The organism is Mycobacterium sp. 663a-19 (genome assembly GCF_035616495.1).
Lineage (GTDB): Bacteria > Actinomycetota > Actinomycetes > Mycobacteriales > Mycobacteriaceae > Mycobacterium.
Map to the genome: position 1 here is coordinate 468,602 of NZ_JAPJAV010000002.1, position 26,564 is coordinate 495,165.

Consider the following 26,564-nt stretch of genomic DNA (forward strand, 5'->3'; position numbering starts at 1 on the left):
TATTTCGACAGAGTGTTGACCGACTCGACGCGACGTTGATAGCGTGGCGGAATGACCGAGCACCTTGACGTCGTCATCGTGGGCGCCGGAATCTCCGGCGTGAGCGCGGCCTGGCACCTGCAGGACCGCTGCCCGACCAAGAGCTACGCCATCCTGGAGAAGCGTGCCGCCATGGGGGGCACCTGGGACCTTTTCCGTTACCCGGGCATCCGCTCCGACTCCGACATGTACACGCTGGGCTTCCGGTTCCGGCCGTGGACCGAGCGCCAGGCCATCGCCGACGGCGGGCCGATCCTCGACTACGTCAAGGACACCGCCGCGATGTACGGCATCGACCAGCACATCAGGCTCAACCACAAGGTGGTCGGCGCCGACTGGTCCAGCGCGGACAACCGCTGGACCCTGCAGATCGAAAGCGACGGCACGGCGAAGACCATCACCTGCACTTTCCTGTTCCTGTGCAGCGGCTACTACAACTACGAGCAGGGCTACGCGCCGAGGTTCGAGGGCGCGGAGGACTTCACCGGCCCGATCATCCATCCACAGCACTGGCCCGAGGACCTCGACTACGCCGGCAAGAACATCGTCGTGATCGGCAGCGGCGCCACCGCGGTCACGCTGATCCCCGCGCTGGCGGAGTCGGGTGCGGGGCACGTCACGATGCTGCAGCGGTCACCGACTTACATCGTCTCCCAGCCCAAGCGCGACAAGTTCGCCGAACGGCTCAACCGCTGGCTGCCCGAGACGCAGGCGTACACCGTGGTTCGCTGGAGGAACGTGCTGCGGCAGGCGGCGCTGTACGCGGCCTGTCAGAAGTGGCCGCGGCGGATGCGGAAGATCCTGCTCGGCTTTGTGCGCCGCCAGCTTCCCGAGGGCTACGACGTGCAGAAGCACTTCGGCCCGAACTACAACCCGTGGGATCAGCGGCTGTGCCTGGTTCCCAGCGGCGACCTGTTCCGCGCCATCCGGCACGGGCAGGCCGACGTGGTCACCGACACCATCGACCGGTTCACCCCAACCGGCATCCGGCTCAACTCGGGTCAGGAGCTGCCGGCCGACATCATCATCACCGCAACGGGTTTGAACCTGCAGCTGTTCGGTGGGGCGACGGTGAGCGTCGACGGGACGCCGGTGGACCTGACCAAGGCGATGGCCTACAAGGGCATGATGCTGTCCGGGCTGCCGAACATGATCTACACGGTGGGATACACCAACGCGTCGTGGACGCTCAAGGCCGACCTGGTGTCGGAGTTCGCCTGCCGGCTGCTGAACTACATGGACGACAACGGTTTTGACACCGTGGTGGTCGAGCATCCGGGTTCCGATGTCGAGGAGCGCCCGTTCATGGAGTTCACCCCGGGCTACGTGCTGCGCTCGCTGGACGAGTTGCCCAGGCAGGGCTCACGCACGCCGTGGCGGCTGAACCAGAACTACGTGCGCGACATTCAGCTGATCCGGCGCGGCAAGATCGCCGACGAAGGCCTGCGGTTCGCGAAAAAGCCCGTGACGGTGGCGGTTTAGTCACCCGGCGCGACGACGACGATGCCGTCGTCGTCGCTGTAGGCGGTATCGCCGGGCACGAAAATCACACCACCCAGGCTGATTTCGACGCCGCGCTCGCCGGCGCCGGTCTTGGTGCTCTTGCGGGGATTGGTGCCCAGCGCCTTGATGCCGATGTCGATGTCGCGCAGCGCCGCGGCGTCTCGCACCGCCCCGTTGACGATCAGCCCGGCCCAGCCGTTGGAGCGCGCCAGTTCGGCGATGACGTCGCCGACAAGCGCGGTGTGCAGGGAGCCGGCCCCGTCGATCACCAGGACCCCGCCCGCACTGCGCTGCGAGAGCACCGATTTCAGCAGCGCATTGTCCTCGAAGCAGCGCACGGTGTTGATGGGCCCGGCGAATTGCGCGCGGCCCCCGAACTGGCGGAACTGGAGGTCGCAGCTGCGAACGTCGGGCCCGATGCTGTCTACGAGGTCGGCGGTCGGCCGGAATGACGCGGTCAACGACGCCGCAGTTGCCGCACCAACAGGATCGCCAGGAGGCTGAGCGCCAGGGCAACCAGCACCGGCACCGGCAACGGGCTCGCGGTGGGCGCCGGAACGTCGGCGGGAAGCGGGTTGTTCGCGCGGTCGACCGTTGACTTCGCCTGCGCCGCAGCATCTTTCGCGGCGGCCAGTTGGCCGTTGGTTTCGATCCGCTGCTGGGTGGGTTCCGGGGTCTTTGCGGCTGCCTTCTTGGCGGGGGCTTTCTTGGCAGGTGATTTCTTGGCGGCCTTTTTGGCGGGGGCCTTCTTCGCGGCCGCCTTCTTGGCCGGCGCCTTCTTGGCGGGCGCTTTCGCGGCCTTCTTGACCGGCTCGTTGACCGGCTCGGCGGGGGGCTTGTTCTCCGGCGGTGTCGATGCGCCGTTGGGCTCGCTGTTGGGGTGATCCTGAGGGTCTGCCATGCGGCCGCTCCTTTGCAGCTTTGTCTCTAGCGCACCGGGTCGTCGCGTCCCATCATGCCAGGGCGCCACTGGGCGCCTCGGTGAGCGGGGCCGGTCACGGCCTGCGCCGGGCCGCCCATAGGGCGCCCGCGGCGACGAGCGCCACCGCTACCACCACAAACGGCCAGACCGGGAACTCACCGCCGGTGTCGGTCGCGGCGGCCGGCCCGGGGGTACCGCTGCCCGGCACCGCCAGCCGAAACGACCAGGAACCGGACACCACGTGGCCGTCGGCCGACGTCACCCGGTAGTTCACCGTATAGGTCCCCGATGGCCCGAGCGGTCGCACGCCGACGCCGACCACCGCGCCCTGCACCGTCGGCTCCCCCGTCGACCACACGTTGCCGTCGGGCCCGACGACCGTCATGGCCGCGAACGTGGTCTGCAGCCGCTCGTTGAAGGTGGCGCTGACCCGGTCGGGACCTGTCGTCAGGACCGCATTTTCCGCCGGTTCGGCGGACACGCGCGCGGCGTGCGCCAGCGCCACGTGCGCGTTCAGGATCGCGGTCAGTGCCAGGGCGGCCAACAGCACCCCCGCCCACGCGACACCCGCCGCTCGCCTCATGCTCGTCGGCGCACCAGCACCAGCAAGAAGCCCAGCGCGCCCAGCACCAGGGCCGCCCCGCCCAGGAGGCGGGCGGTGTTGTCCGGCGATCGCGACGCGCGGAACCCGACCGTCGTCAAATACCATGTCCGGCAACCGCTTTCAGGTCAACCCGAGCCGGGCCATCAGGTCCGCCTCGATCCCGTCGAGCTGCGACGAGATCGCGCCGTGGGCGGTCCGGCGGCGCGCCGCCGGCATGTTCTCGGCGGCGGTGACGGCCGCCGAAAGGTCGGTGAGCCGTTCGTCGATGGCGGCGACGAACTGCTTGGTTTCGGCGTCCTTGGGCTTTTTCTCCTGCACCATCCGCAACGACTTCTCGGCCCCGGCGATCCGCGCCGACAGCTCCGCGCCGCGCCCCGAGAACTGGCCGATCTGAGCCAACGGAACCCCCAGCCGGTCCGCGCGGCGCTGGTCGATGAGCGCGCGGGCGGACACCGCGGCCCGGTAGATCAGGGGGGTCAGGATCGGGGCGAGCAACCGGGACACGGTCAGCAGCCGGCGGATGCGCGTGGGCGACAGCAGCTTTCCCTCCCGCGCCGCCTTGAGTTCGGCCTCGGCGACCTTGACCGCCGCGCGGTCGCTGTCCCGCTGCGCCTTGATCTGGGCCTTGAGCGCCTTGTCCGCGGCGCGCAGGTCGCCCTTGATGCGGCGGGCCTCGTTCTTGGCGGCCAGCCGGGCCTCGAGCCTGGCGCGGTGCTTGATCGCGCGGGCTTCGGCGCGGCGCGTGGCGCGACTCTTTCGCTTGCGGAACAGGGCCATTCCCGGCCGCCTCCCGGTATCTCGTGGACTATCGCTCTCGCGTGTACGCGATCCGTGAGCCAACCCTAATGGGAATGGACCGGCGGCAGCCGTTCAGGTCGGGCTGCACTGCCTCGGTGTGCTTTAGGCGCCGAGCTGCTCTTTACGGCGCAGCTCGTTGACCCGCTCCGCGATGTCCTGCTGGGCTTCGGGAGACAACTCGGCGGCCCCCATCGCGATGCGGCGCACACCGTCGTCGCGCATCGTGGCAAGCCACGACAATTCCTTGTCGAGCTTTTCGTAGTACTCGTCGTCAGTGAAGTACGCCGACTTGATGCGGAAGAAGTTTGCCAACGCCGCCATGGTGGCTGTCGACGGGTTCGTCCTGTTGCCGGAACGTAGCTGCGACAGGTAGGGAGCCGACATCGTGATGCCCTCCGCCTTGAGCGCCGCGATCACCTCCGCGGAGGTGTGCGGCCCGCGTCCGGGTGGATAAACCGTGTCGAACAGGCGGTTCAGGCGGGCGGCGAACGTCGTGCTCATCGATATGACCTCCACTGGGCTGTAGAAGTGAACTGTTACCTATGCATATTTGCTCATGGTAGCGAGCGCCTGAGTACGCGACCAAGTGCAAACCCTAGCGGTTTTGGTGGCGGCGTTGCTGGCGCCCGCCAATTCCTCACTGGACGAGCGTCTAACTGATTCGCTGGGGTGTCCACTAAATATCCGAAACTCACAGGTTATCCGCAGAATCGGGGTGCGGCGTCGAAGTGGCGGGCCAGCGGGTTGGGACCCGGCCCGGAGGCCGCACCGATCGTGCTGGCCGATCGCGCCGCGATCGGCAGGCAACCTGACCCCATCGAACGGCAGATTTGCTGCCAGGTCTGCAAAGCGGCGGTGGAACGGACCGTAGGTACAGCGCACCTGCCCACGGAGATACCTCTGGGGGCGGCTGCCGGCCGGGGCCGGGGAGCGGTGGTGCCGTCAGCAGCTAGGCGATGTCCGGTGACCTCCCGGTGATCGAGACTTCGGTTCGGCGGCGCCGCCGCAGAGTTTGCGCGGCCGCGGCCGCCGCGGCGGCCAGCACCACCATCGCGGATGCCGAGATTGCTAGCGGCCGCTGGCCCAGCGCGCCGTCGAACAGCATCCACAGGCCGAACATCAGGAAGAGCAGGCTGGCCAGCACGTGCAGCAGCTGCTGGGGCAGTCGGCGATTCAGCAGCGCGCCCACGCCGATCGCCAGGGCGTCGGCCACGACCATGCCCACCGTCGAGCCGATCCACACGCCGCGCCAGTCCTGGTCGCTGGCCAGCGCGAGGGTGGCCAGCGTCGTCTTGTCGCTCATTTCGGCGAGCACGAACGACGAGATCACGGCGACGAGCGCGAAGCGCGGCTCGGCCGGGCTCGAGACCGCCTCGTCCTTGGTCGTGCCCTCGCGCCACGCCCACACCGCGAAGATCAGGAACGCGACCGCGGACGCGAACCCCAGCGGGCGCGCCGGCAGCGCGGCGCCCAGGAAGTGGCCGACGGTCACCGAGGCCCCGTGCACGCCGAACGACGCGATCCCGACCCCGATCAGCACCACCCACCAGCGGCAGCGCAGCGCGTAGGTCAGGGCGATGAGCTGAGAGCGGTCGCCGAGTTCGGCGAGGAAAACCACCCCGAGGCTTAACAACGTGGCGGCGAGCATGCGGGACGACCTTTCGACGCGTTGTCGACGACCAAGTCGCCGAACATCGGTCGAAGGTCTCGCCCACCGATCCGTTCGGACCGGTTCGCCGGCCGGGCTGTGCGCCAGTATGTCGACTCGACGATTCGGGGCTACTCCCCTTCGCTGACCGTCTCAGGCTAACGGGCTGATCCGGCGGGCGCCAGCGCGCGGAGAAAGTTCGGGAATCCGAAATCCCTTATGCGGCAAGTAGCATCGCCAGGATCGCGGTGTCGGGATGGCTGATGGGGTCGACGCCGACGCGGCTCACCATGGACGTGATGGTGCCGTCGGCCTCCGCTTCCACCCAGGCCGCGCGGTGCTCCAGCCCCAGATACGGCAATCCCGGAAGCAGCACGCATCCGGACGCGGCGCCCGTGCACTCCGGCAACGACGGCATGGTTTCCGACGGCGGGTGCAGCATCAGCAGCGCCGGGGGCTGATGATCGGCGAAATACCCTGGCGGGATTGCCGATTCACCGAAGACGGTGCCCTCGGCCAGGACCAGGCCGACGGTGCCCGGCTCGGGTTCGTCGGGCAGCTCCTCGCGGGCGCCGAACACGGTTGTGGTGGAGAGCAATCCGGGCAGGGAGGCCACCCGGACCGCGACCATCAGCAGCTGGGCCCATTCCTTGGTCGAGTCTGGCCAACGCCCGGAGATGACGAACCCCTTGAGCGCACCGCGGGCATGGAACGGGGCGACCCCTATCGGTCCGCTCGACCCTGTGTCCACCTCGACCTCCGCGCGACGCCTTCCTCCGAAATAACCACGCTGGCAGCTCGAATAACTAAGAATGCCTGCGGTTTAGGCGCGTTGCAACTCGACACGGCCGGTGGCCTCCGGCAAAGACAGGGGCGCCACGGATGCCCGTGACGCCCCAGCCCGGAAACGGCCTCAGCCGGCGATCAACCCCTTGGTCTTCGAGGTCGCGGCGGCGTAGCGGTCCTGCACGTCCGCCCAGTTGACGACGTTCCAGAACGCCTTGGCGAAATCGACCTTGACGTTCTTGTACTGCAGGTAGAAGGCGTGCTCCCACATGTCGAGCAGCAGCAGCGGCACGATGCCGAGCGGGAAGTTGGACTGGTGGTCGTACACTTGGAAGACCAGCAGCTTGTTGCCGAGGGTGTCCCAGCCCAGCGCCGCCCAGCCCGACCCCTGCACGGTGGTCGCCGCGGCATGGAATTGGGCGCGGAAGTTGTCGAAGGACCCGAACGCGTCGTCGATGGCCGCGGCGAGCTCGCCGGTCGGCTTGTCGCCGCCGTTGGGCGACAGGTTCTTCCACCAGATGGTGTGGTTGACGTGTCCGCCGAGGTTGAACGCGAGGTTCTTCTCGTTCAGCAGGATGGCGGCATGGTCTCCCTTGGAGCGGGCCTCCTCCAGCTTTTCCAGGGCGTCGTTGGCGCCCTTGACATAGGTGGCGTGGTGTTTATCGTGGTGGAGCTCGTTGATCTGGCCGGAGATGTGCGGTTCCAGCGCTCCGTAGTCCCAGTCCAAATCGGGCAGGGTGTATACAGCCACGGCATTCCTTTCTTCGGTGCATCGTTGGTGATCGGACGCTCATCGCGCGGGGCTGCCACGCGGCGGCCAGCCATGATCAACCCTGCTCCATGAGCGCGCCCGCCGCAAGAAACGGCTAGTAGCCGGTAACCCCGATATCCGTTCGGCGAAACGTCACGACAAGACGATGATGGCGAGAACCGCCAGTAATGCCAGCGCGATCAGGCCGGCCCGCAGGCACGCGACGCTGTAGCTATGGCTCCAGGTGGGCGAGCCGGAATACGAGTTCGAGGGGCCCGATGATCCCGGACGGAACGAATGCGTGGCCATCAATCGCCTTCCACCAGCACGTTCACCCCGCTCCAGTGAGGTGAGTCACAACGACGTTTTCGTGATGGCGATCATAACGCGTCGCGGCGGGCATGAAAAACGCGGCGCCGCACCCGCCCGCCGCGGTCGCGGGTGCTTAGCTGGGCAATCCATTTCGCTCGGAGCCCGTTCCGGGCTGTCGATAGCGCGCCGGAACCACCCGGTGTTATCCACAGTCGCGGCCCGGGTGCACCGGCTGAGGCAGTGCAGATGGCGTTTGTACCCGAAAGACCGGTGTGGATAAACCTGTGGAAACTGTGGATAGCCTCAAGCGAACGTTCACGTTGCGGACGCCTCGCGGCGCACCCGGTCCGCGCCGCCGGCCCGGCTCGCCGCCGGAGCTACGCTGGTCCGGTGATCCAGGTGTGCTCCCAGTGCGGCACTCGGTGGAACGTGCGCGACCGGCGGCGCGAATGGTGCCCCCGCTGTCGCGGCGCGCTGATGGCGCCCCTGGCGGATCCGCCCCCCGCCGGCCCACAGTGGGGCACCCGCGGTATCCCGCCGGCGCCGCCGCGGCCGGCCGGGTGGCAGCGCACCCCGCCCCGGCTGCCGCCGGGCTTCCGGTGGATCGCGGTGCGCCCCGGTGCCGCACCGCCCGCGCGGCGCCGGCTGCGGCCCCTCGGGCCCACCCCGCGCTACACCGTGATCCCGCGCTGGGGGTTGGCCGACCGCGTCGAGCAGGCCCCCGCGGGGGCCGAAACCCCAACGCCGACAGGGCCATCGGTCGCGTCGGTGCGCACCAGCATCTTCGTCGGCGTGCTGGTGCTCGGCATCGCGGCCCTGGTGTACGTCGTGCGGTACGTGCTGTTGATCGTCAACCGGAACACGCTGCTGAACACGGTGGTGGCCGTCGCGGCCGACTGGCTCGGGATCCTGGCCAGCGTGGCGGCGCTCGCGGCGGTGATCACCGCCGGGGTGATGCTGATCCGCTGGCTCATCGCGCGGCGGGCCGCGGTGTTCTCGCACCATCGGATGCCGGAGCCGCGCTCCGTGCGGGCGCTGTGGGCCGGCTGTGTGGTGCCGCTGGCCAACCTGCTGTGGGCGCCGGTGTTCGTCATCGAGCTCGCGACGATGGAGGAGCACTACCACCGGCTGAAGAGACCGATCCTGGTGTGGTGGATCGCGTGGGTCGCCAGCTACACGGTTTCGACCTTCGCGATGGTCTCCAGCTTCGCCACCGACGCGCAGGGCATCGCCGACAACACCGTCATGATGGTGTTCGCGTATCTGCTCGCGGCGGCCACCGTGGCCGCCGCGGCCCGGGTGTTCGAGGGCTTCGTGCGCAAACCGGTCGAACGGCCCGCGCATCGCTGGGTCGTGGTGGACCCCGAGGACGCGGGTCAGGTTGAGTTGCGGGGGCAGGAACCGGCAGCATAGCGGTATGACATGGGCCGACGAGGTGCTCGCCGGGCACCCCTTTGTCGTGGCCCACCGCGGCGCGTCGGCCGCCCGCCCCGAACACACGCTCGCCGCATACGATCTCGCGCTCAAGGAGGGCGCCGACGGCGTCGAATGCGACGTGCGGCTGACCCGCGACGGCCACCTGGTTTGCGTGCATGACCGTCGGCTGGACCGGACGTCGACGGGGGCGGGGTTGGTCAGCACCATGACCCTGGCCCAGCTGCGCGAGCTGGAATACGGCGCGTGGCACGACAGCTGGCGCCCGGACGGCGCGCACGGCGACACCGGCCTGCTGACGTTGGACATGCTCGTCGGCCTCGTCCTGGACTGGCACCGGCCGGTGAAGCTCTTCGTCGAGACCAAGCACCCGGTCCGGTACGGCTCGTTGGTCGAGAGCAAGTTGTTGGCGCTGCTGCACCGCTTCGGCATCGCCTCGCCCGCGTCGGCCGACCGCTCGCGCGCGGTGGTGATGTCGTTTTCGGCGGCCGCGGTCTGGCGGATCCGGCGCGCCGCGCCGATGCTGCCGACGGTGCTGCTCGGACGGAACGCGCGGTACCTGGCCAGCAGCGCCGCCACCGCCGTCGGCGCCACCGCCGTCGGGCCGTCGCTGGCGGCGTTGAAGGAGTATCCGCAACTCGTCGACCGCGCGATCGCCCAGGGCCGGGCGGTGTACTGCTGGAACGTCGACGAGTACGAGGACATCGACTTCTGCCGGGACGTCGGGGTGGCCTGGCTGGCCACGCACCACCCGGGCCGCACGAAGGCCTGGTTGCAGCACGCCCGCAGCGTCGGCGACTGAATCGGGCGCCCGGAAGCCGTTACCGCTGTCCGTCGAGCGCCTCGGCGGGCACCGGGGCGTCGGCGGCCAGCGCGTCGAACAGCTTGCCCGCCACGTCGTGGTTCCACACCACCACCGCGCCCGCGTCGCCGCTGCCGAACTCGCCGATCGGCACCGTCACGGAGGTGGGGGACCCGCGCAGCGCCCAGCCCAATCGGGCGAGGTCCCATACGTGGTCGCCCCGGTCGACGGTCAGGGCGCCGGCCGCGGCATGCGCGATCGCGTACCAGCGAAACGGGTTCAGCCACACCGACGGGCTCGACGCGCGGTGCAGCAGCGCCGACATGAACTGCCGCTGGTTGATCATCCGGTCCAGATCCGCCCGCGGCGTGTCGCGGGACCGGACGTAGCCGAGCGCGTTGCGGCCCTCGAGCTTTTGGCAGCCGGCCGGCAGGTCGATGCCGGCCAACGGGTCGCTGACCGGCGCGGTCGGGCACACGGTCACCCCGCCGAGCGCGTCGACCAGCGCGGCGAAGCCGGCGAATCCGATCTCGACGTAGTGGTCGAGGCGTAGCCCGGTGGCCTGCTCGACGGTTTGCGTCAGCAGGGTCGCCCCGCCCATGACGAACGCGGAGTTGATCTTGTCCTTGCCGTGGCCGGGGATGGGCACGTAGGAGTCGCGCGGCAGCGAGACCATCGTCGCCGGCGTGCTCGAACCGAACGACGGCACATGCACCAGCAGGATGGTGTCGGTGCGGCCGGCGCCGACATCGCCGCCGGTGGACAGGTCCTGTTGCTGCTCGGCGGTCAGGTCCCGGCGGCTGTCGGACCCGACGAGCAGCCAGTTGGTGCCGCGGCCGGCCGCGGGCCGGTCGGCGTAGTCCGTCAGCACCGCCTCGCGGCGCAGCGTCCTGTCGAACCAGGCGGCCCCGCCCACGATGCCGGCGCCGGCCAGTAGCGCGCCGATCAGCAGGAGCAGCGCCACCCTGCGGCCCCAGCGGCGCCTGCGCCGTGCCCTCGGCGCGACGGGACGCGGCGGGGGTACCTGCGTGGGCGCCCGGCGCAGCGGCACCGTCTCGGCCGTCGGCGACGCGGTGTGGCGACGAATCACCTGCGGCGGCTCCGGACGCGGCGGCTCCGGACGCGGCGGCTCCGGCCGCTCCGGGGATCTGTCGCCGTTCACCCGGATAACGTACGTGGCGTCGGGGGCCGGTTACCGGCGGGCGCGCAGCCCGTTGATGAACGGGCAGCCCATCAGCACCCGGAACGCCTGGCTCAGCCCGGGCATGTCGTCGGCCGGCTTGTGGAAGGGCAGCCGCACGTCGCGGTCGCCGTCGTCGCCCTCGATGCGGAACCGCACCCCGTAGCGGTCGAGCCCCAGTGGGCGGACGCGTCCGCGGCGCAGCGTCGCCGGCAGCCGGGACACCAGTCGCGCGACGACGTCGCCGTGCGCATTGTCCAAGTGCCACAACAGGTTCGACTCGATCTCGCAAAACGGGTCGGGGCGGGCCGCGAGCAGGTCCGCGACGCCGACGGCCTCGGCGCCGGTGGCGTCGGCCACCACCACGGACGCGATCTCGAGCCGCAGCAGGCGGTACCGGGCCTCCGTCCCGTCCGGCGGCGCGGACCGGGGCCTGTCGACCTGCAACAGTGCCGGGTCCGGGCACTCGGTGGCGATCAGGTCGAGGATCTTCGGCACCGCGCCCGGCGGCACCCGTCGCAGCCGGCCGCGGACCCACACCAGGGAGCGGACGGGTTCGCGCAGCGGCAGCGGCGCGTAGTCGGTCAGCTCGAGCAGGGCCTGCGACCCGTCCACCCGCGCGGCGTCGCGGTCGGCCGGAAGCGCGACGGCGAAGGACCCGTCGTGCAGCAGGTGATGCACCGGCGTGGCGACCGGTCCCTCGCGGCCGTCCCCGTTCTCGATGGCCAGGAGCGCACCGCCGGCCCGGGTGCAGGCGCTGCGGATGCGTTCGGCGGTCGTCGGCGCGGCGCTGGTCTGCGGTAACATCGTTCTCCCATTGGCTTAGGTAAGGCTAAGTTAACTTAGATGCACCGGCGACGCAACCCTTGTTTCGGGGTGGCCGCCGTTAGGGTTGGAGCGTGGTCCGCATTGCATATCTGGGTCCCGAGGGGACCTTCACCGAGGCGGCGTTGGTCCAGATGAGGTCGGCCGGACTGGTTCCCGACCGGGGGCCGGAGCCCGTGCGGCAACTGCCGATCGAGAGCACGCCGGCGGCGCTGGACGCCGTTCGCAACGGCGATGCCGACTACGCGTGCGTGCCCATCGAGAACTCGATCGACGGGTCGGTGATGGCCACCCTGGACAGCCTGGCCATCGGCTCACCGTTGCAGGTTTTCGCCGAGACGACGCTGGACGTGGCGTTCAGCATCGTCGTCAAGCCGGGCCGGGGCGCCGCCGACGTGCGCACGGTCGCGGCGTTCCCGGTGGCCGCGGCCCAGGTGCGCCACTGGCTCACCGCCCGGCTGCCCGGGACCGAGCTGCGGCCGGCCTACTCCAACGCCGACGCCGCGCGACAGGTGGCCGACGGCAACGCCGACGCCGGGGTGACCTCGCCCCTGGCCGCCGCCCGCTGGGGGCTGGACGTCCTGGCCGACGGTGTCGTCGACGAACCCAACGCCCGCACCCGCTTCGTGCTGGCCGGCCTGCCGGGCCCGCCGCCGGCCCGCACCGGCGCCGACCGCACGTCGGTGGTGCTGAGCGTCGACAACGTGCCCGGGGCGCTGCTGGGCGCGCTCGCCGAATTCGGCATCCGCGGTATCGACCTGACCCGGATCGAATCCCGTCCGACCCGCACCGAGCTGGGCACCTACCTGTTCTTCGCCGACTGCGTCGGCCACATCGACGACGACGCGGTCGCCGAGGCACTCAAGGCGCTGCACCGTCGTTGTGCCAGTGTGCGATACCTGGGTTCCTGGCCGACGGGCGCGGCCGCCGGCGTGCTGCCGCCGCCGGCCGACGAGGCGTCGCGGTGGCTGGCGCGGTTGCGGGCGGGCAAACCGGAGCAGGACTTCGACTCATGAGCGGTCGTCTGGTGCTGGTGCGGCACGGCCAGTCCTACGGCAACGTCGAGCGCAGGCTGGACACCCGGCTGCCGGGCGCCGAGCTGACACCGAAGGGCCGCGACCAGGCCCGGGCGTTCGCCCTCGGCTCCGGGCGGCCGGCGATGCTCACGCACTCGATCGCCACCCGGGCGTCGCAGACGGCCGCGGTGATCGGCGCCGCGCTCGACGTGGCGGCCCACGAGGTCGTCGGCATCCATGAGGTGCAGGTCGGGGAGCTGGAAAACCGCAGCGACGACGACGCGGTCGCGGAGTTCAACGCCATCTACGACCGGTGGCATCACGGCGAGCTCGACGTGCCGCTGCCCGGCGGCGAGACCGGCAACGAGGTGTTGGACCGCTACGTGCCGGTGCTCACCGAACTGCGGATGCGCTACCTCGACGACGACGACTGGGACGGCGACATCGTCGTCGTCAGCCACGGCGCGGCGATCCGGCTGGCGTCCGCGGTGCTGGCCGGGGTGGACGCCAACTTCGCGCTGGACAACCACCTGGACAACGCCGAGTCGGTGGTGTTGGCGCCGATCACCGACGGGCGGTGGAGTTGTCTGCGGTGGGGAACGTTGACGCCGCCGTTCTACCCGCAGCCCGACGCCAGCCCCGTCGAGGACGCGGTGCGGTCGAGCACCGACCCGATGGGCTGACCCGGCGATCAGACGGCCAGCGGGACCGATTCCTCGGTGCAGCCGCAGCCGACGGCGTCGCAGTCGATGACGAACGCGTGCGGCAACAGCTCGGGGCTGACGCAGCCGGGCTCGGTGCACTCCGACCGGCGCAGCCAATGGCGAATGATGGTGCCGTGGCAGTGATCTAGTCCAGCCCGGCAGTCGCGGCAGTCAGCGCTCATAACGCGTTCATAGCACCGACGCCGGACAAATTCGGGATGCCGCGCCCTGGCGGACGCTCGCGGATCGGACGCCGTCGTCAGGCCCAGCCCAGTTCGTGCAACCGGTCGTCGTCGATGCCGAAGTGGTGGGCGATTTCGTGGATCACCGTGATCGCGACCTCCTCGACGACCTCGTCGTCGGAGTCGCACGCGTCCAGCAGCGCCTCGCGGTAGATGGTGATGGCGTCGGGCAGCGATCCGCCGTAGTCGGAGTCGCGGTCGGTCAGCGCCACGCCCTCGTACAGGCCGAGGAGCCCGCCGTCCTCGGGGTGGCGGTCGGCCACCAGCACGACGACGTTGTCCATCGCGGCCGTCAGCTCGGGCGGGATCAGGTCGAGCGCGTCGGAGACCAACTCGTCGAACCGTTGCGGATCCATCCGCACGGCCACCGGCTAGCCTCCCGGCGCGGGCGGCGGCGGTGGTGCGGGTGGCGCTTCCGGAGCCGGCGGTGCCGGTGGCGCCTCCGGGGCGGGTGGTGGTGGCGGTGGCGCCTCCGGGGCCGGCGGTGGTGGCGGGGCTTCGGGCGGCTGGGTGGCCGGGGCCTGCGACGCCGGCGCCTGGGGTGGCGTCACGACCGGCTGCTGCGGCAGGTGCTGGTTGTTCGGCGGGATGGCGTTGGGCTGGGAGGTGGGCTCCGGCGCCTGAACCTGAACCGGGATCGACGGCAGCGAGAGCCGCTCCTCGGGGATGTCGGGCGGCGGCACCGGCGGCTGACCGTTGATCAGCAGCTGCCCCTTGGCGTGGTTGACCAGCGTCGCCCAGCCCCCGTTGCCCAGGCTGGCGCCGATGCTGCAGGCGACCTCGCGGCTGCCCGCCTGCCAGCTGGGCAGCGACACGGTGGGGTAGATCAGCGTCAGCGTGGTGGTGCGCAACTTCACGGGCGCGAGGTACGCGTCGGTCATCCTGGTGCACGAGTCCTTGATGAAGCCGTCCTGCTCGGGCTCGGCGGGCAGCGCGCCGGGGAACTTCTCGGCCAGGTTGACCGTGCCCGTGATCTCCATCGCGTGCGGGGCCGCGCAGTCGACGGGAACATCGTTGGGCTGGTTGGTCGCCGTGTCGATGCCCAGGCAGGTGCCGGCGGGCCAGACCTTGGACTGGTCGACGTCGGCGACCCTGCCCTTGAACGCGGCCTGCTGGTTGTTCGGCCCGGGCAGCTGCAGGCCGCACAGCATGCGGCGCTCGCCGGACTGGCGCCAGGCCCGGTCCCCCGACCACAGCATGCTGACGCTGAACTTGCTGTTGGGATCGAACTTGGGCCCGAGGTAGCGGCGCACCGCGGCCTCGCACTGCTCCTGGCTGATCTGCTGGATGCGCGCCGGCGACGGGGGCGCCGCGGAGGGCCCGTACTCCGAGCCAGGGAACGTGCGCATGTCGATGGACTCGGCGACCTCGAACTTGTGGTCGTCCGCGCAGTTGACGATGCCCGCCGACTCCGGCGTGATGTCGGGCCACATCAGGCAATCGCCGCTCTTGGCCCGGTTGAATGCGGCGTCACTCTTGGCTCCGGTGCTGGGCACCGGGTTGCTGTTGAGGTAGCCGGCCAGCCGCCCCGGCCCGCTGCCGCCGACCGGGATCGCGGTGGCCAGCCCGGCGATCAGCAGGCCGCCGAGCGCGAAGAGGAGCAGCGCCCGCCGGGTCGCGGTCGCCTGCAGGGACCGCGGCCACCGGAAACCGCCCGCCGGCTGGTCCGCTTCGGGCGCTTCGGGCGCTTCGGGCGTATCCAACATCGGCTCCATTCTGACAGGGCCCACCGAGGGGCGTGACAAATGTTGCTGATGTGATGCCGTATCGCGCACTCGGTCCGACGCCGGTGTCGGGCCAAAAGTAGTCTTCAGGCCGTGATCGACCTGAAGCTGCTCCGCGAGGACCCCGACGCCGTCCGCCGTTCCCAGCGCAGCCGCGGCGAAGACCCGAAGCTGGTGGACGCCCTGCTGGCAGCCGACGCGAACCGCCGCGCCGCGATCACGGCGGCCGACGCGCTGCGCGCCGAGCAGAAGGCCGCCAGCAAGAGCGTGGGCGCCGCGTCGGCCGAGGAGCGGCCGGCCAGGCTGGCCCGCGCCAAGGAGCTCGCCGAGCGGGTGAAGGCCGCCGAAACGGCCCAAACCGAGGCCGAGGCGGCGTTCACCGCCGCGCACATGGCGATCTCCAACGTCATCGTCGACGGTGTCCCTGCCGGCGGGGAGGACGACTTCGACGTCCTCGACGTCGTCGGCGAGCCCAGGGCGATCGAAAGCCCCAGGGACCACCTGGAACTCGGCGAGGCACTGGGCCTCATCGACATGCAGCGCGGCGCCAAGGTGTCCGGCTCGCGGTTTTACTTCTTGACCGGCCGGGGCGCGCTGTTGCAGCTGGGCCTGTTGCAGCTGGCGTTGCGGCTGGCCGTCGACAACGGGTTCGTGCCGATGATCCCGCCGGTGCTGGTGCGCCCGGAGGTGATGGCCGGCACCGGGTTCTTGGGCGCCCACGCCGAGGAGGTGTACCGGCTGGAGGCCGACGACCTCTACCTCGTCGGCACCTCCGAGGTGCCGCTGGCCGGGTATCACGCCGACGAGATCCTGGACCTGTCCGCCGGCCCGCTGCGCTACGCGGGCTGGTCGACGTGTTTCCGCCGCGAGGCCGGCAGCCACGGCAAGGACACCCGCGGCATCATCCGGGTGCATCAGTTCGACAAGGTGGAGGGGTTCGTCTACTGCGAGCCCGGCGACGCCGAGGCGGAGCATCAACGGCTGCTGGGCTGGCAGCGCGAGATGCTGGCGCTCATCGATGTGCCGTACCGGGTGATCGACGTGGCCGCGGGCGACCTGGGTTCCTCGGCGGCGCGCAAATTCGACTGCGAGGCATGGGTTCCCACGCAGGGCACCTACCGCGAGCTGACGTCGACGTCGAACTGCACCACCTTCCAGGCGCGCCGGCTGGCCACCCGGTACCGGGACGACAACGGCAAGCCGCAGATCGCGGCCACACTCAACGGGACCCTGGCCACCACCCGGTGGCTGGTGGCGGTCCTGGAGAACCACCAGCGGCCCGACGGCAGCGTGCGGGTTCCGGACGCGCTGGTGCCCTTCGTCGGCACCGAGGTGCTCGAGCCTTAGGCGGGCACCGTCTCCCGTTCGTGGCGGCGCTGCCGCTCCATGGTGGCGAAGTAGAACGCGAAGGCGAAGGCGAAGCTGGTGAACAGGCTGGACACGAAGTACAGCCAGGGGCGCCGCAGCCCGCGGCGATAGCCGTCGACGATGGTGAACAGCGGCAGCAGGATCACATTCGCGATCGTGTAGTCCTGGCTGGCCGAGCTGGCCGCCGGGTTGGTGAACATCAGCCGGATGTAGTCCGACCAGCTGCCGGGCCCCCAGATGGGGTTCGTCGATCCCGCCGAGTACTGCTGCACGAAGTGGATGTTGAACCACCAGCCTAGCGCCACGGACGCGATGCCGACGACGTAATACACGGATTCCAGCGGCGAGAAAAACGGGCCGGCCGCCGGCCGGGCGAAGACGCTGGCGTTCGACGCGACGATCCAGCCGATGACGGAGAGACCGAGAACCGCATGCACGAGAAGCGAGACCATGGCCGAAGTCTCACCGCCTCCCAAAGTTTTGTCAATAATGACATAACCTAATGGGGTACCTTACTGCCATGGTCCGGCCGGCGCAGACGGCGCGCAGCGAGCGCACCCGGGAGAAGCTGATCCAGGCCGCAATGGTGCGATTCCTGGCCCAGGGCGTGCAGGAGACCTCGGCCGAGCAGATCGCCGCGGACGCCGGGGTGTCGCTGCGCACCTTCTATCGGCATTTCGGCTCCAAGCACGAACTGCTGTTTGCCGACTACACCGGGCTGACGTGGTTTCGCGCGGCGCTCGATGCCAGACCGGTCGACGAGCCGGTTATCGATTCCGTCCAGACGGCCATCTTCGCGTTTCCGTATGACGTTGAGGCCGTGACGAAAATCGCCGCCTTGCGGGGCGGCGACCTCGACCAGGGACGCATCGTCCGCCACATTCGGGATGTCCAGGCCGACCTGGCCGACGCCATCGAGTACCGGTTGCGCAGGCGTAGCTGCCCGGCGGATCTGACGGCCGATGAGCGGCTACGCATCACGGTGACCGCCCGCTGCATTGCGGCGGGTGTCTTCGGCGCCATGGAAGCCTGGATGGTCGGCGAGGATCGATCGCTCGGCGAGTTGGCGCGGATGTCGCACATGGCGCTCGAATCGCTGCGAGCAGGCATCAGCGGCACCTGGGCCACCGCAGTTTTGTCATAATTGACAAAACTTTCGATCCGTGCCAGCCTGCCCAGAATGACTGGTTATGACGCGATCGTTGTCGGTGCCGGGCACAACGGGCTGGCCGCGGCGGTGCTGCTGCAGAAGGCCGGACTGCGGACCGTGTGCCTGGACTCGAAGCTGTACGCCGGGGGGATGGCCTCCACCGTGGAGCTGTTCGACGGGTACCGCTTCGAGATCGCCGGCTCGGTGCAGTTCCCGACGGCGGCCGTCGTGGTGCAGGAGCTGGGCCTGGACACCCTGCCGACCATCGACCTGGACGTGATGTCGGTGGCGGTGCGCGGTGTCGGCGACGACCCGCTGGTGCAGTACAGCGACCCGGTCAAGCTGTTCACCCACCTCAACGAGGTGCACGGAGCGGACGCGGTCAACGGCATGGCCGGGCTGATGGCGTGGAGCCAGGCCCCGACGCGGGCGCTGGGCCGGTTCGAGGCGGGCGCGCCGCCCAAGACGCTCGACGAGATGTATGCCTGCGCCACAAACGAATTCGAACGCTCCGCCATCGACGACATGCTGTTCGGCTCGTGCACCGACGTGTTGGACCGCTACCTGCCGGACCGCGAAAAGCACGGCGCGCTGCGCGGCTCGATGACCGTGCTGGCCGTCAACACCCTCTACCGCGGGCCGGCCACCCCGGGCAGCGCGGCCGCGCTCGCCTTCGGGCTGGGCGTTCCCGACGGGGACACCATGCAGATGAAGAAGCTCCGCGGCGGCATCGGCGCGCTCACCGCGCACCTGTGCGAACTGCTGCAGGGCCACGGCGGCGAGCTGCGGCTGCGCACCAAGGTGACCGAGATCCTGGTCGACGACGCCGGTTCCAAAGGGCGGGTGACCGGCGTGCGGACCGAGGCCGGGGAGACGCTGACGGCCCCGATCGTCGTCTCCGGCATCGCGCCCGACGTCACGCTCAACGAGCTGATCGACCCCGCTGCGCTGCCGGCCGACATCCGGGCGCGCTACGCGCGGATCGACCACCGCGGCAGCTACCTGCAGATGCACTTCGCGCTGGACGAGGCGCCCGCCTTCGGCCCGCCGTACGAGTCCCTCAATGACCCGGCCATGCAGGCATCCATCGGGCTCTTCTGCACGCCGGAGGAGGTCCAGCGGCAGTGGGAGGACTGCCGCCGCGGGATCGTCCCGGCCGATCCGACGGTGGTCCTGCAGATCCCGTCGCAAAACGATCCGGACCTCGCCCCCGAGGGCAAGCACGCCGCGTCGGCGTTCGCGTTGTGGTTCCCCATCGAGGGCGGCGCCGACTACGGCCGGGCAAAGGTCGAAATGGGTCAGCGGGTGATCGACAAGATCACCCGGCTCGCGCCGAATTTCGAGCGCAGCATCATCCGGCACACCACCTTCACGCCCAGGCACATGGGCGTGATGTTCGGCGCCCCGGGCGGCGACTACTGCCACGGTCTGCTCAACCCCGACCAGATCGGCCCCAATCGGCCCGGCCCGAAAGGCTTTCTCGGCCAGCCGATCCCGATCGAGGGACTGTACCTGGGCAGCGCCGGTTGCCACGGCGGACCGGGAATCACCTTCATCCCCGGCTACAACGCCGGGCGGGCCGCGCTGGACGACCGCTAGGGCGACTCGCCCAGCAACCTGTCCAGCAGCGCGGTGAACTCGTCCGGGCGCGCGGGCGTGAACGCGGGGCTGGGCCAGGTTCCCGGCACGTCCAATGTGATCAGCGTCGACCTCAACGGGCGCTTCATGTCCAGGGGCAGCCAACGGCGGAAATCCGAGGTGCCCCAGACGCGCAAGCGGTGCCAGAAGAGGTCCAGCGCCTCGGTCTTGTACCCACGGATGGTGTCGAGCGGGATGACCTTGGACGTGCCGGAGGGAAAGTGGTAGCGGCGCAACGTGATCGCCGCGCGGTCCAGCTGGACCAGGCCGTCGTCATACGTATCGGTCATGCCCGGGAGCTCCGCAGCGGATGACCCCGCGAGGTCAGGCAGCGGCCGTCGTCCAGGCGCCACTGCCACCCGTGCAGGTTGCAGGTCAACGTGTTGCCCTCCACCACACCGAATTTCGACAGATCGGCCTTGAGATGCGGGCAGCGGCGCTGAATCTCCCAGCCGTCCAGGACGATCGACGCGGAGTCGTCGTGGGTTTCGGCGAACCAGCCGTCGGCGTACGCGATGCGCTCGTCGGTCAGGCACTTGAAGAACGTGTACAGGTATTCGTTGTAGCCGCCGACCCGCCACGCCGTGAAGCGGGTGGACAGGAAGATGGTGTTCACCCAGTCCGGCTCGCGGTCGCGCAGCACGGTGCGCACCAGCTCCGGCGCGATGGCGAAGCCGTAGCGGACCTTCTCGTCGGGAATCGCTTCGCGCACGGCCCGTTTCGGGAAGTCGAGGATGATGGTCTCCGGGCCGATCACCAGCTCGACGGGGTAGCCGATGCCGTCGCAGATCTCGTCGCTCTGCGACATGATCGGTTCGAACAGCGCCCGCAGCGGTTCCAGCAGCGGCTCGCCGGTCGCGGGGGCCCAGCTCGCCCGCTCGGCGGCCAGGACGGGCGCCATCCGGTCGGCGTAGTCGGCGATGTAGGCCGACTTGCCGGTGGTGAAGATGGCCTCCACGTCCTCGACGGGCAGCGGGTGGCTCAGCGAGCTCAGCCGCGCACCGGTGAAATCCGCGGTCGACCCCGGGATCATCAGCAGGCCGCGATCGTGCCCGTGGGCGCGCATCTGGTCCAGGAACACCATCTGGTCGGGGAAGATGTTGGCCGGGTCGCCGCGGTCGTCGTTGAGGTGGCGCAACTCCGGGTCAAGGAAGCACGGCGGCCCGGCCGACGGCACCACCCAGGTCGCCCCCACCTGGGCGATGTACTGGCGGGCGCGATCCATCTGCCGTTGCCGTTTCTGGGTGCCGAACGACGCCTTGGCGCGGGCGGGCATGTCGTAGACCATCGGGTACCAGATCGCTCCGGAGTACTGCAGCATGTGCACGTCGACGTGCCCGAACTGACAGGCCAGCACGTCCAAGTCCACCGGCCGGGCGTCGTTCATGTTGAAAACCGTTGTGCTGCCGTCGGAAACCGCCAGCGCCGAATCGCCGATCGGCCCGTCCGCGGGGGCGCGCAGCGCGATGATCATGACGTCGAGCTCGCCCTTGGGCCCGGCGACCCGGTGCTTGACCGAGTCGGTGGTCTCGAAGAATCGGTGAAAGCCCAACTCCTGCAGCTCATTTCGAAGGTCGGGCACCGGAAAGTCGGGCAGCAGCACCACCGCGTCCTTGTTGACGTGGGCGCGCAGGTGCCTCGCGTCGAAGTGGTCCTTGTGCAGGTGCGAGACGTACAGGTAGTCGCAGTCGCCCAGCGCGTCCCAGTCCAGCCCGCTGTTGTCCGGGAAGGGGAACCAGGACGCGAAGTAGGCGGGGTTGACCCAGGGGTCACACAGGATGCTGCCCGCATGGGTCTGGATCAGGAATCCGGCGTGGCCTACGCTCGTGACCTGCACAAATACCTTTCTCGGGTCGCTGGGGATCGCCCCAAGCTTAGCGTGCGGCGCCGTCCGTGGACTGCGTCAGGCGGCTCACAGCCGGGAGCATTACGCTGAATGGCTGTGGAACCGGTATACGGGACTGTCATTCAGCTTGCCCGGTTGGTCTGGCGCGTACAGGGCCTCAAGATCACGGTCTCCGGGGTCGAGAACCTGCCCACCAGCGGCGGCGCGGTCGTCGCGATCAACCACACCGGCTACCTCGACTTCACCTTCGCCGGCTTGCCCGCCTACAAGCAGGGCCTGGGCCGCAAGGTCCGGTTCATGGCCAAGCAGGAGGTCTTCGACCACAAGATCACCGGACCGATCATGCGCAGCCTGCGGCACATCCCGGTGGACCGGCTGGACGGGGCCGCGTCCTACGAGGCGGCCGTCCGGATGCTGAAGGACGGCGAGCTGGTCGGGGTGTACCCCGAGGCCACCATCAGCCGCAGTTTCGAGATCAAGGAGTTCAAGTCGGGGGCCACCCGGATGGCGGTCGAGGCCGGCGTGCCGATCGTTCCGCACATCGTCTGGGGTGCACAACGCATCTGGACCAAGGGCCATCCCAAGAAGCTGCTTCGCCCGAAGGTGCCGATCATGGTGCTCGTCGGCGAACCGATCGAGCCGACGCTGGCGATCGAGGATCTGAAGGGCCTGCTGCACTCGCGGATGCAACACCTGCTGGAACGGACGCAGGAACAGTACGGGCCGCATCCGGCCGGGGAGTTCTGGGTGCCGCGCCGGCTGGGCGGCGGCGCCCCCTCGCTGGCCGAGGCGTCCCGCCTAGACGCCGAGGAGGCGGCCGCGCGGGCGGCCCGTCGCGCCCGGGCCGCACGGGCGCCGGAGCCGTAGCCCATGGCGGAGCCGACCTTTCGCACGCTCGAGATCATGGCCCAGCTGGTCGTGATGGCGACCGGAACCCGGATCACCTACCGCGGCGAGGAGAACGTCCCGGCGCACGGCGGCGCGGTGGTGGCCATCAACCACACCAGCTACGTCGACTTCCTGCCCGCCGCGTTGGCGATGCACCGCCGCGGCCGCCGGCTGCGGTTCATGATCAAGGCGGAGATGCAGCGGGTGAAGGCGATCAACTTCTTGATCAAACACACGAAGACCATCCCGGTGGACCGCGACGCCGGCGCCGGGGCCTACGCGGTGGCCGTGCAGCGGCTGCGCGAGGGCGAGCTCGTCGGGGTCTACCCGGAGGCCACCATCAGCCGCAGCTTCGAGCTCAAGGAATTCAAGACCGGGGCCGCCCGGATGGCCCTCGAAGCCGACGTCCCGATCGTTCCGGTGATCGTCTGGGGCGCGCAGCGGATCTGGACCAAGGACCACCCGCGGCACATCGGCCGCCGCAAGCTGCCGGTCACCGTGCAGGTGGGCCCGCCGCTGCGGGCCGCCGACGACGTCGCGCAGACCAGCGCCGCCCTGCGCGAGGCGATGACGGAGCTGCTGCATCGGGCCCAGCAGGACTATCCCCAGCCGGCCGGCGCCTACTGGGTGCCGGCCCGATTGGGCGGCGGCGCACCGACTTTGGCCGAGGCGGCCGAGATCGAGGCCGAGGAGGCCGCGGCACGGTCGGCCAACAAGGCCGCCAACCGCACCCCGAATCGGTCGCGGTAGGGGCGCGGGAGGGAAAGGAGAAGGACATGGGAGACGCCTTTTACCGGTTCGGCGAGTTGGTCGTCCCGCCGGTCGTCGCGATGCAGGGAACGAAGTTCACCTACCGCGGCCTGGAGAACATCCCGCAGCGGGGCGGCGCGATACTCGCCCAGAACCACACCAGCTACCTGGACTGGCTCCCGACGATGCTCGCCGTTAAGGAGCGGGGCCGCCGCATGTACTTCATGATCAAGGCGGAGATGGGCGAGGTGAAGTCGGTCAACTACGTGATCAAGCACGCCCGGCTCATCCCGGTAGACCGCAGGCGTGGACACGACGCTTTCGACGTCGCCGTGCGGCGGCTGCGCGAGGGCGAGCTCATCGGGATGCATCCCGAGGCCACCATCAGCCGCAGCTACGAGCTCAGGGAGTTCAAGACGGGCGCCGTGCGGATGGCGCTGGAGGCCCAGGCGCCAATCCTTCCAGTGGTCGTCTGGGGCGCACACCGCATCTGGCCCAAGGATCATCCGAAGAAGGTGTGGCGCAACAAGGTTCCGATCACCGTGGCCGTCGGCCGCCCGCTGGCGCCCCAGGGCACGCCGGAGCAACTCAACGTCATGCTGCGCAGTGTGATGAACGAGTTGCTCTACCAGGTGCAGGAGGAATATCCGCATCCGGATGGCGAGTACTGGGTGCCCCGGCGGCTGGGTGGCAGCGCCCCCACCCGAGAAGATTCCCAGGCCATCAGGTTGGCCGAATTGCAGGAGCGGATTCGACGGTACGGAACCGATGGCGTGACCCGGCCGGGGCAAGATCTGAGCGGATTACATTGACGCCCAACGACTTCGAAGGCGGACCGTGTCGGTGACAGCTCGGTGACCGACCCGATATCGCCGGCGCTGATCGCTTGCGACGTCGACGGCACGCTGTTCGACGGAAGCGAAACCATCTCCCCGCGCACGCGCGAAGCGGTGCGCGCCGCGGTGGCCGGCGGCGCGGGCTTCGTCGTGGCCACCGGGCGGCCGCCGCGGTGGATACGCCCGGTGGTGGACGCGCTCGGGTTCGCGCCAATGGCGGTGTGCGCCAACGGCGCCGTCGTCTATGACCCCGCGTCCGACCGGGTGGTGTCGGCGCGCACCATCGACGTCGACACCCTGGCCGAGTTGGCCGAGCTCGCGAACCGGGTCATCCCGGGCGCGGGGCTGGCCGTCGAGCGGATCGGCGAGCGCGCCCACGACACCGCGACGCCCCAGTTCATCAGCTCGCCGGGCTACGAGCACGCATGGCTGAACCCGGACAACACCGAGGTGTCGATCGAGGACCTGCTCAGCGCGCCGGCGATCAAGCTGCTGATCCGCAAGGCCGGTGCCCGCAGCGCGGACATGGCGGCCGTGCTGACCAAGCACGTCGGCATCGAGGGCGACGTCACCTACTCGACCGACAACGGGCTGGTGGAGATCGTCCCGCTGGGAATCAGCAAGGCCACCGGCGTGGAAGAGGTCGCCAAGCCGCTGGGGATCGGCAGCCATGAGGTGGTGGCGTTCGGCGACATGCCCAACGACGTGCCGATGCTGCTGTGGGCGGGGCACGGCGTGGCGATGGGCAACGCGCACCCGGACGTGCGGGCCGCCGCCGACGAGGTCACCGCGTCCAACGACGACGACGGCGTCGCGCGGGTGCTGGAACGCTGGTGGCGATCGGCTTGAGCGCCTAGGTGGTCGTCGGGTGCGCCGGCAGCGAGAAGTGTTCCGGCGGCACCGTGGGGCCGCTGGGCGACTGCGTGGCCAGCGGCGTGGTGATCCCGTCGACGACCTCGGTGATGTTTCCGGTGAGCCGCTCGAAGTTCAGCGTCCCGTGCTGGAAGTTCTGCGTAATCCGCAGTGGCTCTTGGATTTCCGCGCTGGTGGGCAACCCGAGCGGGCCCCGCTCGAAGCTCAGCGACGCCCAGGCCTCGTAGATCGCGCCGGTGACCGGCTGCGCGCCCGTCTCGGGTGACCAGTACATCGCGCCCTTGGCGAACGTGGCGTAGCGGGCGCCGCCCTCGGCGCTGTCCTCCGGCGAGGTCGGCGCGCCCAGGACGCTGTTCATGCCGCCGATCGCCTGCCAGTGCTCGTAGATGGCGCCGCCCTGCAGCGCCTTGATCAACTCCTCGGGCGGATCGTTGACATGCGATGCGATGTCCCGGATTTCGTCCATCAGCGCATAGGCCGCGTTGCCGGGGCAGTCGGTGTTGCCGACGTCGCGGTGGGTGAAGATGGTGGGCAGGTTCGCCACCGCGCCGGCCGGGAAGGTGGTGTAGTGGCTGCCCGCCGACTCGAGGGCCACCGTGCCCTTGGGGTCGACGTCGTCCAGGCCCAGACGCCAGCCGAGGAGCCGGCCGACGGTTCGAAGCTGGATCGGCGTCGGCGGCACGTCGTCGAAGTTGCCGATCATCGCCACGCCCCAGGTGTTGCGGTTGAAGCCGCCGGTGTGGAAGGCCTCGACCGCTTTGGTCAGTCCCCCGGCGCTGCCCTCGAAGACCTGGCCGTACTTGTCCACCAGCGCGTTGTACGCGATGTCGCACCACCCCAGCGTCTTGCTGTGGTAGGTGTAGATGGCCTTGACGATCCCGGCCGATTCCAGCGGTGAGTAGTCGTTGCTGCCCGCGGTGTGGTGGATGACGGCGGCGCGAATCCCGTTGTCGTACTGGGGACTACCGCATCGCAGCGATTCGTCGGCCCCCCATTCGGCGCGGCTGATGATGGGCGGCGCCTGGCCCGGCATGACGACCCCCGACGGCGGCGTCCATTGCGTCTGCGCCGGCGCCTGCGGCGGCGAGATGAGGATCGCCGAGATGTTCTGCCCGAGGGGCTGCTCCCGCGACGCCGGCTTGTAGCCCAGGCCCGCGTCCTCGGCCGGGCCGCTCGGCGGCGCGGCCCGCGTCACCGGCGCGTCGAGCGGGCGGGTGACCGCGATCTGCACCGTCGTGGTGGTGCCGACGAACACCGGATCCGTGCTGCGCGGGCCCTCGGTGGGACCGCCCTGCTGGGCCGGGCCGGCGTCGTTGCCCGAACCGCCGTCGGGGGCAGCGGTCTCGTACTCGGTCTGATACCAGGGCCCCCAGGATCCGTCGGGCCGCCGGGCGCGCACCCGGGTCGAGGTGCCGGCCAGGTCGCCGGTGAGCGCGACCAACGCGAACGGCTCGTCCTGCGTGACCTGGCGAACCGTGACGCCCGCGCCGAGCCCGATCAGCGGTCGCTCGGTGAGCTGGGTGCCGCGCGCCGGGGGCGGGCGGGCGACGCCGCGATCGTGTGTCGCGTCCGCCACCGCCGAGACGATGACCACCGTCGCCGCGACGGCGGTGAGCAGCATCGTTGGTGCGCGACAGCGGGACGACACCAGCCGATGTTACGTGTGTTTCTGATGTTACCTATGAGGCGACACGATGTATGCGCCCGAATACTCCACGAAAACCTGTTCGACGGCACCGCAGAGGTTTGGTTGCCGGGCGGGTTGCTAGCTCCCCAATCCCGGACTCTGCGGTGCCGTCAGGTGACAGGTCCCCCGAAGCTCTTAGACCGGAGGCAGCGCCGGCGCCGCGGCCGGCAGTGCCCCGGCGGCCGCCGGCAGCGCACCCGCCGCCGCGCCCGGCAGGGCACCCGCGGCACCCGCCGCG

30 protein-coding genes and 1 pseudogene are annotated in these 26,564 nt (G+C 69.8%); 12 read left to right on the forward strand and 19 right to left on the reverse strand.

Annotated features, from left to right (window positions below):
- Nucleotides 1-51: 51 nt before the first annotated feature.
- Entirely contained in the window at nt 52-1,521 is a 1,470-nt protein-coding gene (locus OQ968_RS06525; protein WP_324675858.1) for an NAD(P)/FAD-dependent oxidoreductase, read from the forward strand.
- Here OQ968_RS06525 and rraA read toward each other — a convergent pair.
- The 10 genes from rraA to OQ968_RS06575 all read right to left on the reverse strand — a co-directional run bounded on the left by rraA (nt 1,518) and on the right by OQ968_RS06575 (nt 7,360).
- Entirely contained in the window at nt 1,518-2,003 is a 486-nt protein-coding gene (rraA, locus tag OQ968_RS06530) for a ribonuclease E activity regulator RraA (protein ID WP_324675860.1), read from the reverse strand. The genes OQ968_RS06525 and rraA overlap by 4 nt on opposite strands.
- A complete protein-coding gene (locus OQ968_RS06535; protein ID WP_324675862.1) occupies nt 2,000-2,443 on the reverse strand; it encodes a nucleoid-structuring protein H-NS in 444 nt (147 codons plus the stop codon). The genes rraA and OQ968_RS06535 overlap by 4 nt, the downstream gene beginning before the upstream one ends.
- Before the next feature lie 94 nt (nt 2,444-2,537).
- Complete coding sequence (locus OQ968_RS06540) at nt 2,538-3,047, reverse strand: copper resistance CopC family protein (protein WP_324675864.1); 510 nt, start codon at nt 3,045-3,047, stop codon at nt 2,538-2,540.
- A complete protein-coding gene (locus OQ968_RS06545; protein WP_324675866.1) occupies nt 3,044-3,166 on the reverse strand; it encodes a hypothetical protein in 123 nt (40 codons plus the stop codon). The genes OQ968_RS06540 and OQ968_RS06545 overlap by 4 nt, the downstream gene beginning before the upstream one ends.
- A gap of 22 nt (nt 3,167-3,188) precedes the next feature.
- Complete coding sequence (locus OQ968_RS06550; RefSeq protein ID WP_324675868.1) at nt 3,189-3,845, reverse strand: DUF6474 family protein; 657 nt, start codon at nt 3,843-3,845, stop codon at nt 3,189-3,191.
- A gap of 123 nt (nt 3,846-3,968) precedes the next feature.
- Complete coding sequence (locus OQ968_RS06555) at nt 3,969-4,367, reverse strand: transcriptional regulator (RefSeq protein ID WP_324675870.1); 399 nt, start codon at nt 4,365-4,367, stop codon at nt 3,969-3,971.
- Nucleotides 4,368-4,815: 448 nt separating this feature from the next.
- Nucleotides 4,816-5,514 (reverse strand): TMEM165/GDT1 family protein, encoded by a 699-nt coding sequence (locus OQ968_RS06560; protein WP_324675872.1) that lies wholly within the window; start codon nt 5,512-5,514, stop codon nt 4,816-4,818.
- A gap of 217 nt (nt 5,515-5,731) precedes the next feature.
- Nucleotides 5,732-6,265: a peptidase gene (locus OQ968_RS06565; RefSeq protein ID WP_324675874.1), complete on the reverse strand. Its 534-nt coding sequence runs from the start codon at nt 6,263-6,265 to the stop codon at nt 5,732-5,734.
- Between the two features lie 162 nt (nt 6,266-6,427).
- Complete coding sequence (locus OQ968_RS06570) at nt 6,428-7,051, reverse strand: superoxide dismutase (RefSeq protein WP_324675876.1); 624 nt, start codon at nt 7,049-7,051, stop codon at nt 6,428-6,430.
- A 153-nt stretch (nt 7,052-7,204) separates the two neighbouring features.
- Nucleotides 7,205-7,360 (reverse strand): hypothetical protein, encoded by a 156-nt coding sequence (locus OQ968_RS06575; protein WP_324675877.1) that lies wholly within the window; start codon nt 7,358-7,360, stop codon nt 7,205-7,207.
- Between the two features lie 393 nt (nt 7,361-7,753).
- Between OQ968_RS06575 and OQ968_RS06580 the strand changes: the two genes are divergently transcribed.
- Nucleotides 7,754-8,776: a DUF4328 domain-containing protein gene (locus OQ968_RS06580; RefSeq protein WP_324675879.1), complete on the forward strand. Its 1,023-nt coding sequence runs from the start codon at nt 7,754-7,756 to the stop codon at nt 8,774-8,776.
- 4 nt (nt 8,777-8,780) lie between these two features.
- On the forward strand, nt 8,781-9,599 hold the full coding sequence (locus OQ968_RS06585; RefSeq protein WP_324675881.1) for a glycerophosphodiester phosphodiesterase: 819 nt from the start codon (nt 8,781-8,783) through the stop codon (nt 9,597-9,599).
- A 19-nt stretch (nt 9,600-9,618) separates the two neighbouring features.
- On the opposite strand, the gene OQ968_RS06590 is transcribed toward OQ968_RS06585, so the two are convergent.
- Both OQ968_RS06590 and OQ968_RS06595 read right to left on the reverse strand, forming a co-directional pair.
- A complete protein-coding gene (locus OQ968_RS06590) occupies nt 9,619-10,761 on the reverse strand; it encodes an LCP family protein (RefSeq protein WP_324675883.1) in 1,143 nt (380 codons plus the stop codon).
- 30 nt (nt 10,762-10,791) lie between these two features.
- A complete protein-coding gene (locus OQ968_RS06595) occupies nt 10,792-11,586 on the reverse strand; it encodes a DUF2470 domain-containing protein (RefSeq protein WP_324675885.1) in 795 nt (264 codons plus the stop codon).
- A 92-nt stretch (nt 11,587-11,678) separates the two neighbouring features.
- Between OQ968_RS06595 and pheA the strand changes: the two genes are divergently transcribed.
- Both pheA and OQ968_RS06605 read left to right on the forward strand, forming a co-directional pair.
- Nucleotides 11,679-12,620 (forward strand): prephenate dehydratase, encoded by a 942-nt coding sequence (gene pheA, locus OQ968_RS06600; protein ID WP_324675887.1) that lies wholly within the window; start codon nt 11,679-11,681, stop codon nt 12,618-12,620.
- Nucleotides 12,617-13,303: a histidine phosphatase family protein gene (locus tag OQ968_RS06605; RefSeq protein ID WP_324675889.1), complete on the forward strand. Its 687-nt coding sequence runs from the start codon at nt 12,617-12,619 to the stop codon at nt 13,301-13,303. Before pheA ends, OQ968_RS06605 begins: the two co-directional genes overlap by 4 nt.
- Before the next feature lie 8 nt (nt 13,304-13,311).
- Here OQ968_RS06605 and OQ968_RS06610 read toward each other — a convergent pair whose 3' ends face one another.
- From OQ968_RS06610 to OQ968_RS06620, 3 genes and pseudogenes are all read right to left on the reverse strand, one after another.
- Entirely contained in the window at nt 13,312-13,506 is a 195-nt protein-coding gene (locus OQ968_RS06610) for a hypothetical protein (RefSeq protein WP_324675891.1), read from the reverse strand.
- Nucleotides 13,503-13,934: pseudogene (locus OQ968_RS06615) on the reverse strand (metallopeptidase family protein). Before OQ968_RS06615 ends, OQ968_RS06610 begins: the two are co-directional and overlap by 4 nt.
- A 3-nt stretch (nt 13,935-13,937) precedes the next feature.
- Complete coding sequence (locus OQ968_RS06620; protein WP_420715842.1) at nt 13,938-15,272, reverse strand: septum formation family protein; 1,335 nt, start codon at nt 15,270-15,272, stop codon at nt 13,938-13,940.
- Nucleotides 15,273-15,383: 111 nt separating this feature from the next.
- Between OQ968_RS06620 and serS the strand changes: the two genes are divergently transcribed.
- Nucleotides 15,384-16,637: a serine--tRNA ligase gene (serS, locus tag OQ968_RS06625; protein WP_324675895.1), complete on the forward strand. Its 1,254-nt coding sequence runs from the start codon at nt 15,384-15,386 to the stop codon at nt 16,635-16,637.
- On the opposite strand, the gene OQ968_RS06630 is transcribed toward serS, so the two are convergent.
- The gene (locus OQ968_RS06630) at nt 16,634-17,110 is read right to left on the reverse strand and encodes a DUF2834 domain-containing protein (protein ID WP_324675896.1); all 477 of its coding nucleotides are present in this window, start codon (nt 17,108-17,110) and stop codon (nt 16,634-16,636) included. The two genes, serS and OQ968_RS06630, sit on opposite strands and share 4 nt — an antisense overlap.
- A gap of 68 nt (nt 17,111-17,178) precedes the next feature.
- On the opposite strand from OQ968_RS06630, the gene OQ968_RS06635 reads away from it, so the two are divergent.
- Together OQ968_RS06635 and OQ968_RS06640 are read left to right on the forward strand one after the other, a co-directional pair.
- The gene (locus OQ968_RS06635) at nt 17,179-17,802 is read left to right on the forward strand and encodes a TetR/AcrR family transcriptional regulator (protein ID WP_324675898.1); all 624 of its coding nucleotides are present in this window, start codon (nt 17,179-17,181) and stop codon (nt 17,800-17,802) included.
- A 36-nt stretch (nt 17,803-17,838) separates the two neighbouring features.
- Complete coding sequence (locus OQ968_RS06640) at nt 17,839-19,407, forward strand: NAD(P)/FAD-dependent oxidoreductase (RefSeq protein ID WP_324675900.1); 1,569 nt, start codon at nt 17,839-17,841, stop codon at nt 19,405-19,407.
- Here OQ968_RS06640 and OQ968_RS06645 read toward each other — a convergent pair.
- Nucleotides 19,404-19,736, reverse strand: a complete 333-nt coding sequence (locus OQ968_RS06645) for a hypothetical protein (RefSeq protein ID WP_324675902.1) — start codon at nt 19,734-19,736, stop codon at nt 19,404-19,406. The two genes, OQ968_RS06640 and OQ968_RS06645, sit on opposite strands and share 4 nt — an antisense overlap.
- Nucleotides 19,733-21,283 (reverse strand): MBL fold metallo-hydrolase, encoded by a 1,551-nt coding sequence (locus tag OQ968_RS06650; RefSeq protein ID WP_324675904.1) that lies wholly within the window; start codon nt 21,281-21,283, stop codon nt 19,733-19,735. Before OQ968_RS06650 ends, OQ968_RS06645 begins: the two co-directional genes overlap by 4 nt.
- A gap of 105 nt (nt 21,284-21,388) precedes the next feature.
- Between OQ968_RS06650 and OQ968_RS06655 the strand changes: the two genes are divergently transcribed.
- From OQ968_RS06655 to OQ968_RS06670, 4 genes are read left to right on the forward strand one after another with little or no spacing between them, the layout of a single operon-like run.
- Nucleotides 21,389-22,159 (forward strand): 1-acyl-sn-glycerol-3-phosphate acyltransferase, encoded by a 771-nt coding sequence (locus OQ968_RS06655; protein WP_324675970.1) that lies wholly within the window; start codon nt 21,389-21,391, stop codon nt 22,157-22,159.
- Between the two features lie 3 nt (nt 22,160-22,162).
- A complete protein-coding gene (locus tag OQ968_RS06660) occupies nt 22,163-22,930 on the forward strand; it encodes a lysophospholipid acyltransferase family protein (protein WP_324675906.1) in 768 nt (255 codons plus the stop codon).
- A 26-nt stretch (nt 22,931-22,956) separates the two neighbouring features.
- A complete protein-coding gene (locus OQ968_RS06665) occupies nt 22,957-23,742 on the forward strand; it encodes a lysophospholipid acyltransferase family protein (protein WP_324675908.1) in 786 nt (261 codons plus the stop codon).
- Nucleotides 23,743-23,784: 42 nt separating this feature from the next.
- The gene (locus OQ968_RS06670) at nt 23,785-24,615 is read left to right on the forward strand and encodes an HAD family hydrolase (protein WP_420715843.1); all 831 of its coding nucleotides are present in this window, start codon (nt 23,785-23,787) and stop codon (nt 24,613-24,615) included.
- 4 nt (nt 24,616-24,619) lie between these two features.
- Here the strand turns inward: OQ968_RS06670 and OQ968_RS06675 are convergent, their stop codons facing one another.
- Nucleotides 24,620-26,287 carry an LGFP repeat-containing protein gene (locus OQ968_RS06675; protein WP_324675910.1) on the reverse strand — a complete coding sequence of 556 codons (1,668 nt, stop codon included), beginning with the start codon at nt 26,285-26,287 and terminating at the stop codon, nt 24,620-24,622.
- Between the last annotated feature and the right edge of the window lie 277 nt (nt 26,288-26,564).